Genomic DNA, 14,939 nt, shown 5'->3' on the forward strand with positions numbered 1-14,939 from the left:
CGCCGGCCCGGTCTCCTTCGGCGGGCCCGTCACCCGGCGACCGCGCCCGCGGTCGCGAGCATCTCGGGCAGCGTCCCGACGAACCCCTCCTGCAGCAGCTTGACCGCCACCATCCACGCCTCGGGGCGCCCGCCGAGATGCCGGTCGACGTGCTCGGCGAGGCGGCGCAGCACCCGCGGGTCGGGCAGGCCGCCGGACGGGGCGAGGAGCGCGTCGACGTCCGCCGCCGCGAGCACGGCGTCGGCGGTGAGGTCCCCCGCACCGCCGAACAGGTGGCGCGCGGTCTCGCCGTAGGCGAGCACGGGGTCCCAGTGGCGCCGCACGCCCGGTTCGCGGAGGCGGTGCGCGCGCCCGTGGCCGGTCTCCTCGACGAACGGCGGGGCCAGGGCGACGTCCCCGGCCAGCCCGAGCCGGGCTCTGAGCCGGGCGGTGCCGCGCAGGCCGGGGATCCACAGCGCCTCGGCGACCACCCGCAGCGTCTCCTCGGGGACCGTCGCCGCGACGAGGTCGGCCGTCAGCGTCCCGGCGGCGAAGCCGTTCCCGACGACCTTGACGATCACGTCCGCGCCCGCGCGCGCCCCGGGCCGGGCGAGGTCGGCGAGCACCTCGGGCGCGGGGTCGGGCAGGTAGACGGCCGCGCCCGGATGGTCGGCGACGAGCATCCGGACGAGTTCGAGCGGCACATCGGTACGTTTCGCCATGAACCGGGCGACACGCAGGGGGAGCGGCCCCTCGGCGGCCCTGCGGCGCGGCTCGTCCGCCAGCACCGCCTCCCAGCCCACGCGCGGGATGCAGAAGGCGCGGCGGTTCACGACCGTCCGGACGAGCGGCGTGCCGCGCCACGGCTCGCAGGCGTCCGCGTCGGCGATCTCGGCGACCGTGCGCAGGAACTCGGGCCGGCGCGCCCGCCCGGCCAGCTCCCGCAGCCGCCGCTCCCCCTCCGCGCTCGCCAGCGCCGCCTGCGCGTACGCGAGCACGCTCGGCTCCAAGTCGTCCGGGCCCCACCGGTAGGCGGGCAGCCGCCCGTCCTCGACGAGCCGCCGGACCTCGTGCGCTCGGCCCGCGTCCAGCAGCGTGCGGCAGGCCTGGACGGCGCCGTGCGGATCGGCGCCCGCGCCGAGGTAGAGCAGCGCGTCCCCGGCCAGGTCGGGGTCGGCCGCGTACAGCAGCGCGTGGTCGAGGGGCTCCTGCCCCCGCGTGGACAGCAGGTTCTCCCGCACCTGCGGGGGCAGCGGCAGCGGCGTCACGCCGTCCCGCCGGGAGGTCTGGTGGGCGAGCTGGCGGCGCAGGTTGCGCGGGATGCGCCCGAGCGCGCTCTCGGCGGTCAGCAGGGTCGCGTTGACCTCGGGGTCGTCCAGGTCGAGCAGCCGCCCCAGCAGCTCGGGCGGGTCGCCCGCGAGCACGGCGTGCTGGACGAGCAGGTCCAGGTCCGCGGCCCGGCCGCGCCGCAGGAGGGCTTCGAGCACGACCCGGTTCGGCATGCCGTGCGTGCTGAGCGTGTGTTCGAGGAGGCTCAGCGGGAGGTGGCCGAGCAGCACGTCCATCTCACCGGGCGTCGCGAACCGGAGCAGACCGGCCGTGCAGGCGAGGAGGTTCTTGGCGCGGATCCTGGGATGGGGGGCCATGGGCCGTCACCGTAGCCGACATGTCACCTCGGCCTGACGCGGTGGCACGCCATTCCCCGCCGCTCCGGCCACTCGTCGCCGCCGGAGGTGATCAGCCAGATCCACCGCCCGGGGTCGGCCGGGCGGATCGGGTCGGCGTACCCGTCGGTCACCACGATGACGGCGTCCGCGGGCTCGTCGCGTCCCTCCACGTGCCGCCGGACGGCCTCGAAGCTCGTCCCGCCGCCGCCCCGGAGCGGCTCGCCGGGCCGGAACGGCTTCACGGCGGCGTCGAAGGCGATCCACTCGGTCTCGGTCCCGTCGATCCGGCCGACCAGCTCGGCCAGCCACCCGACCACGCCGTCCGGCATCGACCCCGACGTGTCCAGCGCGACGACCAGCGACTTCACCCGCTGCGGCCCGCGCCGCGCCAGCATCGGCTCGTGCCCGAGCGCCGCGAGCACCGCCCCCCGCTTCTTCGGGTAGACGAGCCGCTCCCCCTCCTCCAGCTTCGAGGCGAGCACGTCCACCAGCCACCGCTGCCACCACTCGACCCGCCGCGTCGCCGACGTGACGCCCCGCAGCGCGTGCGCGCCGAGGTCGCCCCAGATCCGGTCGACGCCCTCCGAGGCCCCCTCGGTGCGCCGCAGGAGGTCGAGCAGTTCGCCGCGCGCCGTCCGGTCGCCCCGCCGCGCCGCGACGAGCACGCTCCTCAGCACCTCGTCGCCGATCCGCCCGGCCGTCTCCCCGTCGAGCGCGTCGACGAGCACGTGGACGCAGGCGGCCCGCCCGGCGCCCGGCGGGTTCCGCATCCGCCCGAGCTCCCGGTAGACGCTCATGTCGGTCTCGGCCCACTCCTCGTACCGGAGGGGCTCGACGCCCTGCTCCCGCAGGTCCTCGGCGTACGCGCCGTACACGCCGCGAGGCGAGATCCCCACGGGCTCGCCGCCGATCTCGGGCAGCCCGCCGCCGAGCCGCGCCAGCGCGACATGGTTGATCGTGACCTCGCACGCCAGCGTGAAGACCGGATCGCTCCGCAGGTCGGCGTCCGCGAAGAGGTGCCGCTGCACCAGGTGCCGGGCCTCGTGGAACAGGACGAACCGCACTCCTTCGGCCCCGATCCCCACGAAGAACTCGGGGTTGTAGAGCAGCAGGCAGGACCCGTCCCCGGAGGCGACCACGGCCGCCGTGTCGACCGCCGTCGTCGGCACCTGGTGGTGGCACTTGCTGAACAGCCACGAGGCGATGGCGCTGTGCGTCATCCCCAGTTCGAGCAGCGCACGCTCCTTCAGCCCCCGCGCCGCCTCGACGACCTCCTCGTCGGCGGGCCGCCACCGCTCCAGCGCCCGCCGGTCGGCGAGCTCGATGACCGGCACCCGCCTCCGCCCGACCTCTCCGTAGCCCACCCCTCAACCCTCCCGGCAACCCGCGCCCCGATCCACCGGTTTACGGGGCCCGAGGGGTTCAGGCGGGGAGCCCGGCGGCGTGGCGCATCGCCTCCCGCGCCCGCGCGGCGGCCGAGGGGTCCTCCAGCAGCTGGATCTCCTGGTTGGCGGCCATCGACAGGCCGACCAGCGTCGTGGCGACCTCCTCCGCGGGACGGTGCGGTCCCGGCAGCGCGGCCTGGGCCGCGGCGACCTCCGCCGCCAGCGCCCGGCGGCCAGCGGCGACGATCTCGCGCAGCCGGTCGCGCAGCGGGCCCGGCCGCCCGTCGAGCTCGGACGAGGCGGCGGTGAGGAAGCAGCCCCCGGGGAACGGGCAGTCGGCCAGGTAGTCCACCCAGCCGTCGATGAAACGCGCGAGCCGTTCCGGGCCGGGCGGCAGGCCCTCCAGGGGGTCGACGACCGCGGCGCGGAACACCTGGCAGGCCTGTTCGAGGGCGGCCATGAGCAGCCGCTCGCGCGACCCGAACGGCCCGACCAGGCCCGCCTTGCTCATGTCGAGCCGCTGGGCCAGCGACCCGACCGTCAGGCCCTCGAGGCCCAACCGGGAGGCGTCCAGCACCGCGGCGCGCACGATCCGCTCGCGCGTCCGGGCCGCTTCGGCCGCCGAGTGACGAGGAGACATGGCGCCACGATAGCGAACGGGCGTACGCTATGGGCTTTGGCGAACGACCGTTCGCTCAACACGGGAGGCGACATGACCGACCTGCTCCGGCTCGACGCCACCGCCGTGACCCTGATCGGGCACGACGTGGCACTGATCCCCGACACCGCGATGGCGGACCCGACCCCCTGCGAGGGATGGACGGTCACGGACCTGCTCCGGCACATGAACGAGCGCCACGAGGCCATCGCGCGGACCGTGCTCCCGCCCCTCGAACCGGCCGGAGACCCGCGCGACGGCTTCGCCCTGACCGCCGCCCGCTGCCTCTCCGTCCTCGAACGGGCGGGCGGGACCGTCACCATGCCCAGTCTCGGTCCGCTGCCGACCGGGTGGGTGCTCGGCGTCCACGCCGTCGACATGCTGGTCCACCGGTGGGACCTCGCGCGGGCGCTCGGGACCGCGCCCGCCGTGCCGTCCCGGATCACCGACGCCGCCCTCCCCCTCGCCCGGGCCAACACGGCCCCCGGCAGCCCCCTCAACGGGCCGGGCGGCGCGTACCGGCCGCCCCTCGCCGAAGACCCGGCCCGTCCGGCGATCGACAACATCGCCGCCCTCCTGGGCCGCGATCCGCGCTGGTCCCCGGCGGGCTGACGGGTCGGCGGCCGGGCGCGGCATAGTGGCGGCCCTCAGGGGCGTCTGAGAAGGCGACACCCCCCAGAGGAGGCCCCGTGAACCGAGAGGCCCGCGAGAGCTTCGGCGCGTTCGTCGCGGCGCGGTCGAGCAGGCTCATCCGGACGGCGTACGTCCTGACGGGCGACCAGCACGCCGCCGAGGACCTGCTGCAGAACGCGCTGGCGAAGACGGCCGCGCGGTGGAGGCACGTGAGCGACAACCCGGAGGCCTACGTGCGCCGCGCCATGTACAACGAGCAGGTGAGCCGGTGGCGGTGGCGCGGCCGCGAGGCCGTGGTCGCCGAGCCCCCGGACCACCCCTCGCGCGGCCCGGACGTCGACCTGCGGCTGACGCTGGAACGCGCGCTGCTGGCCCTGCCGCCGCGCAAGAGGGCGGTTCTCGTCCTGCGCTACTACGAGGACCTCCCTGAACGGGAGGTCGCCGAGATCATGGGCTGCTCGGTCGGCACCGTCCGCAGCCAGACCCACCGCGCCATCGCCCGGCTCCGGGAACTGGCCCCGGGCCTCGCCAACGACCTCGCGCCCACGGGGAGCTGACATGACCGACCAGATGCTGAAGGAAACCCTCGCCGCGCTGGCCGAGCGCGCCCCCGAGCCCGTCGACGACCTCGCCGAACGCGCCCTGCGCACCGCCGTCCGCCACCGCATGACCAGGGCCGCCGCCGCCTTCTCGGCGGCCCTCGCCCTGGCGGTCGCGGTGCCGGCTGCGGTCGGGGCGGTGCGCGACGACTCCCCGTCCCATGCCCTCGGCTCTTCGGACCGGGTCGACATCCAGAAGGAGCTGCCTGAGAACACCCCTGAGCAGCTGGCCATCGCCCGCGGCTGCGTGCGCAAGGACCCGCCGCCCGACCCCCAGGTCATGGCACGTCTTCGGTCGAAACACCCCGTCCCCCGAACCACGCCACGTGACGTGATAGGACCCCTGGAGGACTACCGGGTGCTGACGTCGATGCCGGTACCGGGTGGGCAGCTCGCGGAGGTCGGGAGCCGCCGGGGCCTCGTGATCTGCGTGAGCAACGGCCACGACAACACGATGGGGCCGATGCTCAACCCCTGGCCGGGGAAGTCGAACCGGGGGCTCTTCAGGTTCGGCGCGCCGCTGCGCGTGGACGGGATCAGCCAGACGCAGGCGCTGAGCCACTGGAACGATCTGCACGCGGTGGTCGTCGGGCGCGCCAAGCCCGAGGTGGCCAGGATCCGCGTGACATGGGACGGCGGGCGGGCGGCCGAAGCGGCCGTCCGGAACGGGTTCTTCATCGCCCAGACGCCCACCAGGATGGTGCCGGACCGCAACGCCACCGGGGCGATGTCGAAGGGGGCGATGTCCTCCCCCACGATCCGCGTGCTGAGGGTGACCGGGTACGACGCGGCGGGCCGGGTCCTGCACACCTGGAGCCCCAAGGTCGTCTCAGAGAGCACGGGCTTCACCTCGCAAGACTGCACCGACGCCATGACGCGCGTCCGCCCGACCCTCTGCGACTGAGCCCCTCTGCGCCGGTCGCTTGCGGGGGCGGCCGGCGCCGGGCGGGTCAGGGGTCGCCGAGGAGGAGGCGGCCGGCGCGTTCGGTGACCTCGCCCCGGGTGCGGGAACCGTGGTCGGCGGCGAGGAAGTGGCTGCCGACCAGGAGGCAGAAGGCGAGCATGCTGCGGGCCTCGACCTCGTCGGGGTCCGCGCAGAAGGTGCCGAACAGCCCGCGCAGGTAGTCCATGCGCTGGTTGTCCACGCGGCGGACGCGCTCGGCGACGGCCGGGTCGCGGCGGGCCCAGTCGCGCATGGCGAGGTCGACGTGGAGGCGGTCGCCGGCGCGGGTGAGCAGGCCGGCCCGCCGGATCTTCGCCCGGGCGTCGCCGCCCTCGCGTTCGACCTGGTCGCGCAGGTCGCCCGTGGCCTGCCGCTCCCACTGGTCGAGCATGGCGGCCAGCAGCGCCTTGCGGTCGGGGAAGTGGCCGTAGAAGCCGCCCTTGGTGACGCCGAGCGCCTGGGCGATGACCTCGACCCGGACCGCGTCGGGCCCGCCGGCGGCCAGGGCCTTCAGGCCCTGCTCGATCCAGCTGCTGCGGGGCGTGCGCATCACGGCGGGCATGGTCCATTATCGCCTCCCCGCCGGGATGCGGCCTCCCGCTCCGGCCCGATTCATACGGTGCCGTATATTTGACGGCGAGCGGGCGCGACGGGGCGGCCGCCGACTTCAGGAGGTGGCCTGGGCGATGAAGCTGCCCGCGAGCGCGCACACCGACCGTCCCTGGCGGATCCACGAGATCGCGCCCGACTTCCGGCTCGAGGACGTGTGGGCGCTGCCCGCCACCGGCGGCCCGGACGACTTCCCGGAGCTGCTGGAGCGGATGGCCTCCGGCGAGCACCGTCTGCCCGGCGCCGCCCGCGTGCTGTTCGCCGTCCGCCTGCTGCTCGGGCGGCTTCTCGGCTGGGACGGCGAGGACTCCGGGCTCGGCGCGCGGGTGCGGACCCTGCGCGAGCGGCTGCCGGACGATCTGCGCGACCGCCCGGCGGGCCCCGCCCTCCACGCGGCGCCGTTCCGCCCGCTCTACCTGACCGGGGACGAGTGGGCCGCCGAGACGGCCAACCGGACGATGCACGGGGTGGTGCACATCGGCTGGGTCCCGGACGGCTCCGGCGTCCACCGCGCTCACATGGCCGTCCTGGTGAAGCCGAACGGCCTGCTCGGGAAGGCCTACATGGCCGCGATCCTGCCGTTCCGGCACACCATCGTGTACCCGGGGATGATGCGGGCCGTCGAGCGCGCGTGGAAGGCCCGCGAGGCGGAGCCGGCCTGACCCCGGACATGGAGCGGCCCCGTCCCTGCGGGGGCATGAGGGACGGGGCCGCGAGCCGCGCGGGACCGGGCGACGGCCGCCCGCGCGGCGGATCTCGGTGCCGGCCGGATCTCGGTACCGGCTCAGGGCCGGATCAGTGCCCGGCCGCCTTCTCGGCGCCCGCGCCCGTGAGGGAGCGGACCTCGATCTCGGCGTACTTGGCCGCGTTGTACTCCTTGCTGAGCAGGGTCCCGACGAAGCCGCACAGGAAGCCGAACGGGATGGAGATGATCCCGGGGTTGTCCAGCGGGAACCAGCTGAAGTCGGAGTCGGTGAACAGGGACTTCTCCGTGCCCGACACGACCGGCGAGAAGGCCACCAGGAAGATGGCCGAGCCGAGGCCGCCGTAGATGGCCGCGACGGCGCCGGTGGTGTTGAACCGCTTCCAGAACAGGCTGTAGAGGATGGCGGGCAGGTTGCCGGACGCCGCCACCGCGAAGGCCAGGGCGACGAGGAACGCCACGTTGAGGCGCTGCGCGTAGATGCCGAGGACGATCGACACGGCGCCGATCACGAACGCGGAGATGCGCGCGACGCGCACCTCGTCCCGCTCCGACGCCTTGCCCTTCTTGAACACGTGGGCGTACAGGTCGTGGGAGAACGACGAGGACGAGGCAAGGGTGAGGCCCGCCACGACCGCGAGGATCGTCGCGAACGCGACCGCCGCGATGACCGCGAGCAGGATCGTCCCGCCCGCGTCCCCGAACACGATCTCACCGATCTTCTGGGCCAGCTGCGGGGCCGCGGTGTTGCCCGCCGGGTTGACCTTGGCGATCTCCTTGGACCCGACGAGCGCGGCGGCGCCGAAGCCGAGGACCAGGGTGAGCAGGTAGAACACGCCGATGATGCCGATGCCCCACAGCACCGACTTGCGGGCGTCGCGGGCGGTCGGGACCGTGTAGAAGCGGATCAGGATGTGCGGCAGCCCGGCGGTGCCGAGGACGAGCGCGAGGCCGAGGCTGATCAGGTCGAGCTTGCCGGTGAGGCCCTGCGCGTCCGTCGCGTACCGCAGCCCCGGCTCCAGGAACGCGTCGCCCTTGCCGCTCTGGTCGGCGGCGTCGTTCAGCAGGCTGGACAGGTTGAACCCGAACTTGCCCAGCACCAGCAGCGTGATGAGGGTGGCGCCCGTCATCAGCAGGACGGCCTTGACGATCTGGACCCAGGTGGTGCCCTTCATCCCGCCGAACACCACGTACACGATCATCAGCACGCCGACCAGCGCGATCGTCGCGCCCTTGGCGAAGTCGCTGGTGAAGCCGAACAGCAGCGAGACCAGCGCGCCCGCGCCGACCATCTGCGCCAGCAGGTAGAAGATCGACACGACGATGGTGGAGACGCCGGCGGCGGTGCGGACCGGGCGGGGGCTCATCCGGAACGCCAGCACGTCCGCCATCGTGAAGCGGCCCGAGTTGCGCAGCAGCTCGGCGACCAGCAGCAGCGCCACGAGCCACGCGACGAGGAACCCGATCGAGTACAGGAACCCGTCGTAGCCGTACAGCGCGATGAGGCCGGCGATGCCGAGGAACGACGCGGCGGACATGTAGTCGCCGCCGATCGCCATGCCGTTCTGCGCGCCGGAGAACGACCGGCCGCCCGCGTAGAAGTCGGTGGCGTTGCGGGTGTTCCGGCTCGCCCAGACGGTGATCGCCAAGGTGGCGGCCACGAACACCAGGAACAGGATGATCGACAGAGTCTCGTTGCTCATTTGGCGTCCTCCGCGGCTGCCGGGGCCGACTCCCCTTCGATGCGGGCGCGGAGCGCGTCGGACACCGGGTCGAGGCGCCGCTCGGCGTGCCGCGCGTACAGGTAGGCGATGAGGAAGGTGGAGACGAACTGCAGCAGCCCGAACACCAGGGCGATGTTGACGGCCCCGAACAGCTGCGTGCCCATGAAGTCGCGCGCCCAGCCGGACAGGACGACGTACAGCAGGTACCAGCTGAGGAAAGCCGCGGTCATCGGGAACACGAATCGGCGGAATCTGCGCCGGAGTTCCTGGAACTCCGTGCTGCCCTGGAACCGTTCATAGACGGTGCCGGTGGCGCTCTTGTCGAAGGACACGCCCACCCCTCCTCGGTTGTGACGCCGGTCACGCGCCACCGTAAAGATCCTGATGGGGGCGTACGAGGGTTCGGCGGCAGGGCTGCGACCAGCCGCCGCTCACCGTCGACGGAAGGCGGCGCCCGTCGCCGAACGGTCGTTCTGGCGCGACGAACGGTCAGACCCGTTTGGGGCGCCACGTCCCCCGGTCCACGTCGAGCGACTCGGGGGTGTGCAGGCGCACCATCATCCGGGCGACGCCGCGCGGGACCCGGCCCGGCGTGCACAGCGACACGAGGATCATGACGACGAAGGCGATCGGGACCGTCCAGGCGGCCGGCTGGGCGAGCAGCGCGCCGAGGAGCCCGGACGGCGGCCCGGCGGCGATCGTCACGACGACGGCGGTACCGGCGAGCGCGCCGCCGAGGACGAGCCCGGCGAACGCGCCCGGCACGGTGAGCCGCCGCCACCAGACGCCGAGGACGAGCAGCGGGCAGAACGTGGACGCCGCGACCGCGAAGGCCAGCCCGACGACGTCCGCGACGGCGAGGGACCGGGCCGCGATCGCCAGCCCCAGCGGGACGGCGAGGGCGAGCAGCGTCCCGACGCGGAACGAGCGGACGCCGCCGCGCAGGATGTCCTGCGCCAGCACCCCCGCGACCGACACGGTGATGCCGGACGAGGTGGACAGGAACGCCGCGACCGCCCCGCCCGTGACGAGCGCGCCCAGAAGGTCGCCGCCGAGCCCGCCGATGAGCCGTCCGGGCAGGGTGAGGACGACGGCGTCGGCCCGCCCGGTCATCAGCAGTTCGGGGGTGTAGAGGCGCCCGAGCACCCCGTACAGGGCGGGCAGCAGGTAGAACGCGCCGAGGAGCGAGAGCACCACGACGGTCGTGCGGCGGGCGGTGCGCCCGTCCGGGTTCGTGTAGAAGCGGACGAGGACGTGCGGGAGCCCCATCGTCCCGAGGAACGTGGCGAGGATCAGCGAGTAGGTGGCGTAGAGGGAGTGGTCGCGCCCGTCCAGCGGCATCACCCACTCCCGGCCGGTGGTGGCGGGGCGCCCGCTGACGTGCGGGACGTCGGCGCCCGCCGGGAAGGTGACGGTCGTGTCCTCGTCGAAGCGGTGCGATCCGGGCCCGAGCGCGAGGGGGACGCCGGCGTAGGCGCGCCCGTCGACCCGTCCGTCCGCCGTCACCTGGACGGGCGAGGCGACCTCGACGGTGACCGCCGTGCCGACCGCGACGGCCGTGCGGTCGCCGAAGCGCGGCGGGACGTCCGACGACAGGCCGGGCGCGCCGTCGTACCGCCACGCCATCAGCAGGAACACCAGCGGCACGGCGAGCGCGGTCAGCTTCAGCCAGTACTGGAACGCCTGCACCATCGTGACGCTGCGCATGCCCCCGACCAGCACGTTCGCCGCGACGACGACCGCGACGAGGACCCCGCCCGTCCACACCGGGGCGCCCGTGACCGTGCGCAGCACCAGCCCGGCGCTCTGGAACTGGGGCAGCAGGTACAGCCAGCTGATCAGCACGACCAGCACGCTCGCGGCGCGGCGCACCGCCATGGACTCCAGGCGCGCCTCGGCGAAGTCCGGCAGCGTGTAGGCGCCGGAGCGGCGCAGCGGTGCCGACACCAGGACCAGCAGGACGAGGTAGCCGCCCGTCCAGCCGACGGGCAGCCACAGCATGTCGGCGCCGTAGGCCAGGATGAGCCCGGCGATGCCGAGGAACGACGCGGCCGACAGGTACTCCCCGCCGATCGCCGACGCGTTGCGCAGCGGCGTCACCGTCCGCGACGCGACGTAGAAGTCGGAGGTGGTGCGGGAGATCCGCACCCCGAGCACGCCGACGAGCATGGTCGCGACGACGACCAGCAGCACGCCCGCGAGCCCGTACGCGGCGCTCACAGCCGGTCGGCCCGGTCGACGAGGTCGGCGAAGTCGTCCTCGTTGCGCTCGGCCTGCCGGACGTACCACCAGCCGCACGCGACGAACCACGGGTACATCAGCCCGCCGAGCAGCACCCACGGCAGCGGCAGCCCGAGCACCTCCTGCTCGCGCACCGCGGGGACCAGCGCGAACAGCAGCGGCAGGCCGAGCACCACCACGGCGAGGACCAGGCACAGCCGGGCCGCGAGCCGCAGCTGGGCGCGCACCAGCGAGCGCATGTACGCCTCGCCGAGCCCGGTCTGCTCGTCGATCTCGCGCGTCACCGGGTACCGGGGCCGCCGGACCGCCCGGGTCCGCGGCCCGGTGACCAGCGTCCGCCCGGGCGCGACGTCCCGCGCGTCCGGCCCGCTCAGGGGGATCGCCTCGCCCGGCGGACGAGCAGGTCGCGCAGCTCGCGCACGTGCCTGCGCGCGACGGGCAGCTCGGCGCCGCCCACGACGACGGTGCAGCGCCCCGAGTCGAGCCGCAGCTCCGTGATCGCCCCCAGCGCGACGAGATGGCTGCGGTGCACCCGGACGAACCCGGCGCCGCTCCACCGCTCGCTCAGCGCGGCGAGCGGGATGCGCACGAGGTGGCTGCCGCCGGGGGTGTGGAGCCGCGCGTAGTCGCCCTGCGCCTCGACGTACAGCACCTCCCCCGGCGTGACGAACCGGGTCACCCCGCCGAGCTCGACCGGCATGGCCTCCGGTTCGGCCGGCTCCGGCGCGGCCCCGTCCGCCCCGACGTCCTCCCCCACGGCCTCGGTGACCCGCCGGATCGCCACGGCCAGCCGCTCCGGCCGCACCGGCTTGAGGATGTAGTCGGCCGCCTTGATCTCGAACGCGTCCACGGCGTGCTCCTCGTAGGCCGTGACGTAGACGATCTGCGGGGCGCGGGCGAACTGGGCGAGGACGCGGCCGAGCACGGTGCCGTCGAGGCCGGGCATCCGGATGTCGAGGAAGACGGCGGCGACGGGACGCCCCTCGGCGAGCGCCCGGTCGAGCTTGCGGAGCGCGGCGGCGCCGTCCCGGGCGGTGTCGATCTCCCCGATGCGCGGGTCGGCGCGCAGCAGGTGGACGAGGTCGTCGAGCGCGGGCGCCTCGTCATCCACCGCCAGGACACGCAGGCCCACCGCACCGTCCTTCCCACGTCATTCGCCACATTCCAGTCAAGTCGCGGCCGGGCGTCAAGAGGCGGTGACCCCCGGCCGGTACTTGGGCACCCGCACCGTGACCTTCGTCCCGGCGCCCGGCCCGGTCTCCACGGCGAGCCCGTACTCGTCCCCGTACACCTGCCGGAGCCGCGCGTCGACGTTGGCGAGCCCGATCCCGGCCGCGTCGTCGGCGGACGGCTCGGGCCGCTCCCCCGACAGCAGGCGGCGGACGTCCTCGGGCTCCATGCCGATCCCGTCGTCCTCCACGCTGATCACGCAGTCGGCGCCCGCGTCCTCCGCGATGATCGTGATGAGCCCCGGCTCGGACCGGTCCTGGAGCCCGTGCCGGACGGCGTTCTCCACCAGCGGCTGCAGGCACAGGAACGGGACCGCCACCGGCAGCACCTCGGGCGCGATCCGCAGCGTCACCCGCAGCTCCTCGCCGAACCGGGCCCGCTGGAGCAGCAGGTACCGGTCGATCGACCGCAGCTCCTCCGCCAGGGTGGTGAAGTCGCCGTGCCGCCGGAACGAGTACCGGGTGAACCCGGCGAACTCCAGCAGCAGCTCCCGCGCCCGCTCCGGATCGGACCGGACGAACGAGGCGATCGTCGTCAGCGAGTTGTAGATGAAGTGCGGCGAGATCTGCGCCCGCAGCGCCCGCATCTCCGCCTCCATCAGCAGCGTCCGCGAGTGGTCGAGCTCCGCGAGTTCGAGCTGGGCGTCCACCCACTGCGCGACCTCCTCGGCGGCGCGGATCAGCCCGGCGGGAACGTCCTCCCCGTAGGCGGCCAGCGTCCCGACCACCCGGTCGTCGGTGGCGAGCGGGACGACCACGACCCTGCGGATCGGGCAGTCGAGCCGGTCGCACTCCACGTCGTGCACCTGCGTGCGGCCGTTTCCGCGCGTGACCTCCGCGTGCTTGGGCCCGTCCACCGCGTGGTGGTCGTGCTCCCCGTCCCAGGCCAGCAGCCGCTCCCCGTCGGTGATGGCGAGCGCCTCGCACCCGAGCAGCGCCCGCAGGTGCCGGGCCGCCTTCTGCGCCCCCTGCTCGGTCAGCCCGGCCCGGAAGGCCGGCGCCGCCCGCGAGGCGGTGTGCAGGGTCTCGAAGGTGGCCCGCCGCTCCGGCCCCCCGAGATCCCCTCGCCGCCGGTGCCGCCGCCCCCACAGCAACGCCGGCACCCACGTGACCACCAACGCCGCGGCGACCGCAACGACCACGTCCATCCGCCAAACCTACGCCGCTCCCGGTACGGACCGCTCCGGCTCAACCGTGGCTTCGAAACCAGCGCAGCGTGTCGGGCAGGGCGCGGTACAGGGTGGCGAAGTGGTCGGTTCCGGCGCCTGTTCCGTAGTCCACCACCTGCGGCCGCGTCCCGCGGGCACGGATGGCGCGGACGCAGTTGCGAGTGTTGCCGAAGGTGACCTGCTCGTCGCCGGACGCACCGTAGAGCCGGATCGGGACGCGCGGAGCCCAGTCGCAGGTGCCGTCCGCCGCGCGGATCGCCCGCAGCAGGGCACCCGAGGGGCGTTCGAGCCGGTGCAGGTAGCGCGGGGTCACCAGCCGCTCGGGGCTCGCGGGGAGCTGCGGGAAGATGTCCGGCTCCTCGTGGCCGCCGTCGAAGAGCCGTTCCATCTTGGCGTCGTAGGGCGCCCGGAAGACCTCCGATGGCGTCTTGTAGAGGTGGTGGAGCCGGTTCCAGGAGACCGTGGCATAGGCCAGGTTGAACGCCGACACCCGCGGGTCGAGCGAGCCCTTGACGTGCAGAGATGCCGGGAGCTGCGCGCGCCGCAGATCGTAGGTCCCGCTGACCGGGGCCAGCGCGCCCAGCCGCAGGTAGGGGTCGGCGCCGCCTTGGAGTTGACGGCCCAGCGCCATGGCGGCCTGGCCGCCCTGCGAGAAGCCGGTCACGAGCACCCGCCGCTCAAGCACTCGGCCCTGCCCGGCGGCCACGGCGCGGGCGGCCCGGAGCATGTCCAGCGACGCGGACGCCTCCGAGGCGGCGTCCAGGTAGGGGTGCGCACCGGCCCCCAGGCCGAGGCCCAGATAATCGGGGGCGACACCGGCGTATCCGGCGGCGGCGTAGTAGACCGCCGCGACCCTGCTCTGCCCGTCCTCGGCGACCGACCCGGCGCTCCTGCGACCGGAATGGGTGCCATGGGCGAAGCTGACGGCCCGCAACGTCCCGGCGTCGTCGCTGGGCAGGACGACGATGCCGCTGGCGACGGTGGGCCTCCCCGTCGCGGACACGGTCCGGTAGACGACCCTCAACCCGCTCACCCCGCCGCGCGGCCGCGGTGCCCGCAGCCCTTCACCACCGAGGTAGTCCCCGACCTGCGCCCGCGACATCCGTACCACCGGCGTAACCGCCACCACCGTCCCCCGCAGGTCGGTGGTGTCCGAACGTCCGACCGCCGCATGTCCTTGGGACACGGCACAACCCGCCCCCGACACGACCAGCGTGGTACCGAGCAGAACCCGCGCCACGCGGCTGCTCCCGAAGCTCGTTTCCATGCCCCCGACGCTAGGAAGGCGGACGCCTTCCAACCATCGGCCCACACACCCGGGACCCGGTGAAGTCAGGTACCTCGGGCGGTGTACCCAGCCCCACTCCGATCCGCCGCCCACTCCCGCCCAGCACTTACAA

General features: G+C 74.2%; 15 protein-coding genes. 4 read left to right on the forward strand and 11 right to left on the reverse strand.

Annotated features, from left to right (window positions below; all coding sequences use genetic code 11):
* Positions 1-29: 29 nt before the first annotated feature.
* From FKD65_RS20100 to FKD65_RS46280, 3 genes are read right to left on the reverse strand one after another with little or no spacing between them, the layout of a single operon-like run.
* Positions 30-1,625: a hypothetical protein gene (locus FKD65_RS20100; RefSeq protein ID WP_141578954.1), complete on the reverse strand. Its 1,596-nt coding sequence runs from the start codon at positions 1,623-1,625 to the stop codon at positions 30-32.
* A 23-nt stretch (positions 1,626-1,648) separates the two neighbouring features.
* Entirely contained in the window at positions 1,649-3,010 is a 1,362-nt protein-coding gene (locus FKD65_RS20105) for a hypothetical protein (protein ID WP_141578955.1), read from the reverse strand.
* A 58-nt stretch (positions 3,011-3,068) separates the two neighbouring features.
* On the reverse strand, positions 3,069-3,671 hold the full coding sequence (locus tag FKD65_RS46280; RefSeq protein WP_141578956.1) for a TetR/AcrR family transcriptional regulator: 603 nt from the start codon (positions 3,669-3,671) through the stop codon (positions 3,069-3,071).
* Between the two features lie 72 nt (positions 3,672-3,743).
* Between FKD65_RS46280 and FKD65_RS20115 the strand changes: the two genes are divergently transcribed.
* The 3 genes from FKD65_RS20115 (at position 3,744) to FKD65_RS20125 (ending at position 5,825) form a co-directional block, all read left to right on the forward strand.
* On the forward strand, positions 3,744-4,301 hold the full coding sequence (locus FKD65_RS20115) for a maleylpyruvate isomerase family mycothiol-dependent enzyme (protein WP_141586958.1): 558 nt from the start codon (positions 3,744-3,746) through the stop codon (positions 4,299-4,301).
* Between the two features lie 77 nt (positions 4,302-4,378).
* Positions 4,379-4,879, forward strand: coding sequence for a SigE family RNA polymerase sigma factor (locus FKD65_RS20120; RefSeq protein WP_141578957.1), 501 nt, complete (start codon positions 4,379-4,381; stop codon positions 4,877-4,879).
* A 1-nt stretch (position 4,880) separates the two neighbouring features.
* Complete coding sequence (locus tag FKD65_RS20125; protein ID WP_141578958.1) at positions 4,881-5,825, forward strand: hypothetical protein; 945 nt, start codon at positions 4,881-4,883, stop codon at positions 5,823-5,825.
* Between the two features lie 46 nt (positions 5,826-5,871).
* Here the strand turns inward: FKD65_RS20125 and FKD65_RS20130 are convergent, their stop codons facing one another.
* A complete protein-coding gene (locus tag FKD65_RS20130) occupies positions 5,872-6,426 on the reverse strand; it encodes a TetR/AcrR family transcriptional regulator (RefSeq protein WP_141578959.1) in 555 nt (184 codons plus the stop codon).
* Between the two features lie 124 nt (positions 6,427-6,550).
* Between FKD65_RS20130 and FKD65_RS20135 the strand changes: the two genes are divergently transcribed.
* Entirely contained in the window at positions 6,551-7,135 is a 585-nt protein-coding gene (locus FKD65_RS20135; RefSeq protein ID WP_141578960.1) for a DUF2867 domain-containing protein, read from the forward strand.
* 133 nt (positions 7,136-7,268) lie between these two features.
* On the opposite strand, the gene FKD65_RS20140 is transcribed toward FKD65_RS20135, so the two are convergent.
* From FKD65_RS20140 to FKD65_RS20170, 7 genes are all read right to left on the reverse strand, one after another.
* Positions 7,269-8,879, reverse strand: a complete 1,611-nt coding sequence (locus tag FKD65_RS20140; protein WP_141578961.1) for a cation acetate symporter — start codon at positions 8,877-8,879, stop codon at positions 7,269-7,271.
* Entirely contained in the window at positions 8,876-9,232 is a 357-nt protein-coding gene (locus FKD65_RS20145) for a DUF485 domain-containing protein (RefSeq protein ID WP_240810255.1), read from the reverse strand. Before FKD65_RS20145 ends, FKD65_RS20140 begins: the two co-directional genes overlap by 4 nt.
* A gap of 157 nt (positions 9,233-9,389) precedes the next feature.
* On the reverse strand, positions 9,390-11,120 hold the full coding sequence (locus FKD65_RS20150; RefSeq protein WP_141578963.1) for a cation acetate symporter: 1,731 nt from the start codon (positions 11,118-11,120) through the stop codon (positions 9,390-9,392).
* On the reverse strand, positions 11,117-11,425 hold the full coding sequence (locus tag FKD65_RS20155) for a DUF485 domain-containing protein (RefSeq protein WP_205718732.1): 309 nt from the start codon (positions 11,423-11,425) through the stop codon (positions 11,117-11,119). Before FKD65_RS20155 ends, FKD65_RS20150 begins: the two co-directional genes overlap by 4 nt.
* A gap of 86 nt (positions 11,426-11,511) precedes the next feature.
* Positions 11,512-12,273, reverse strand: a complete 762-nt coding sequence (locus FKD65_RS20160) for a LytTR family DNA-binding domain-containing protein (protein WP_141578964.1) — start codon at positions 12,271-12,273, stop codon at positions 11,512-11,514.
* Positions 12,274-12,327: 54 nt separating this feature from the next.
* Positions 12,328-13,518, reverse strand: a complete 1,191-nt coding sequence (locus FKD65_RS20165) for a sensor histidine kinase (protein ID WP_141578965.1) — start codon at positions 13,516-13,518, stop codon at positions 12,328-12,330.
* Positions 13,519-13,558: 40 nt separating this feature from the next.
* A complete protein-coding gene (locus tag FKD65_RS20170; protein WP_141578966.1) occupies positions 13,559-14,806 on the reverse strand; it encodes an alpha/beta hydrolase in 1,248 nt (415 codons plus the stop codon).
* Positions 14,807-14,939 lie beyond the last annotated feature (133 nt).

This window comes from Actinomadura sp. WMMA1423 (genome assembly GCF_006547145.1).
Classification (GTDB): domain Bacteria; phylum Actinomycetota; class Actinomycetes; order Streptosporangiales; family Streptosporangiaceae; genus Spirillospora.

Coding starts and splice junctions, on each gene's coding strand:
- FKD65_RS20115 (WP_141586958.1), top strand. CDS start 3,744: ATGACCGACCTGCTCCGGCTCGACGCCACCGCCGTGACCCTGATCGGG.
- FKD65_RS20130 (WP_141578959.1), bottom strand. CDS start 6,426: ATGCCCGCCGTGATGCGCACGCCCCGCAGCAGCTGGATCGAGCAGGGC.
- FKD65_RS20140 (WP_141578961.1), bottom strand. CDS start 8,879: ATGAGCAACGAGACTCTGTCGATCATCCTGTTCCTGGTGTTCGTGGCC.
- FKD65_RS20135 (WP_141578960.1), top strand. CDS start 6,551: ATGAAGCTGCCCGCGAGCGCGCACACCGACCGTCCCTGGCGGATCCAC.
- FKD65_RS20165 (WP_141578965.1), bottom strand. CDS start 13,518: ATGGACGTGGTCGTTGCGGTCGCCGCGGCGTTGGTGGTCACGTGGGTG.
- FKD65_RS20170 (WP_141578966.1), bottom strand. CDS start 14,806: ATGGAAACGAGCTTCGGGAGCAGCCGCGTGGCGCGGGTTCTGCTCGGT.
- FKD65_RS46280 (WP_141578956.1), bottom strand. CDS start 3,671: ATGTCTCCTCGTCACTCGGCGGCCGAAGCGGCCCGGACGCGCGAGCGG.
- FKD65_RS20100 (WP_141578954.1), bottom strand. CDS start 1,625: ATGGCCCCCCATCCCAGGATCCGCGCCAAGAACCTCCTCGCCTGCACG.
- FKD65_RS20125 (WP_141578958.1), top strand. CDS start 4,881: ATGACCGACCAGATGCTGAAGGAAACCCTCGCCGCGCTGGCCGAGCGC.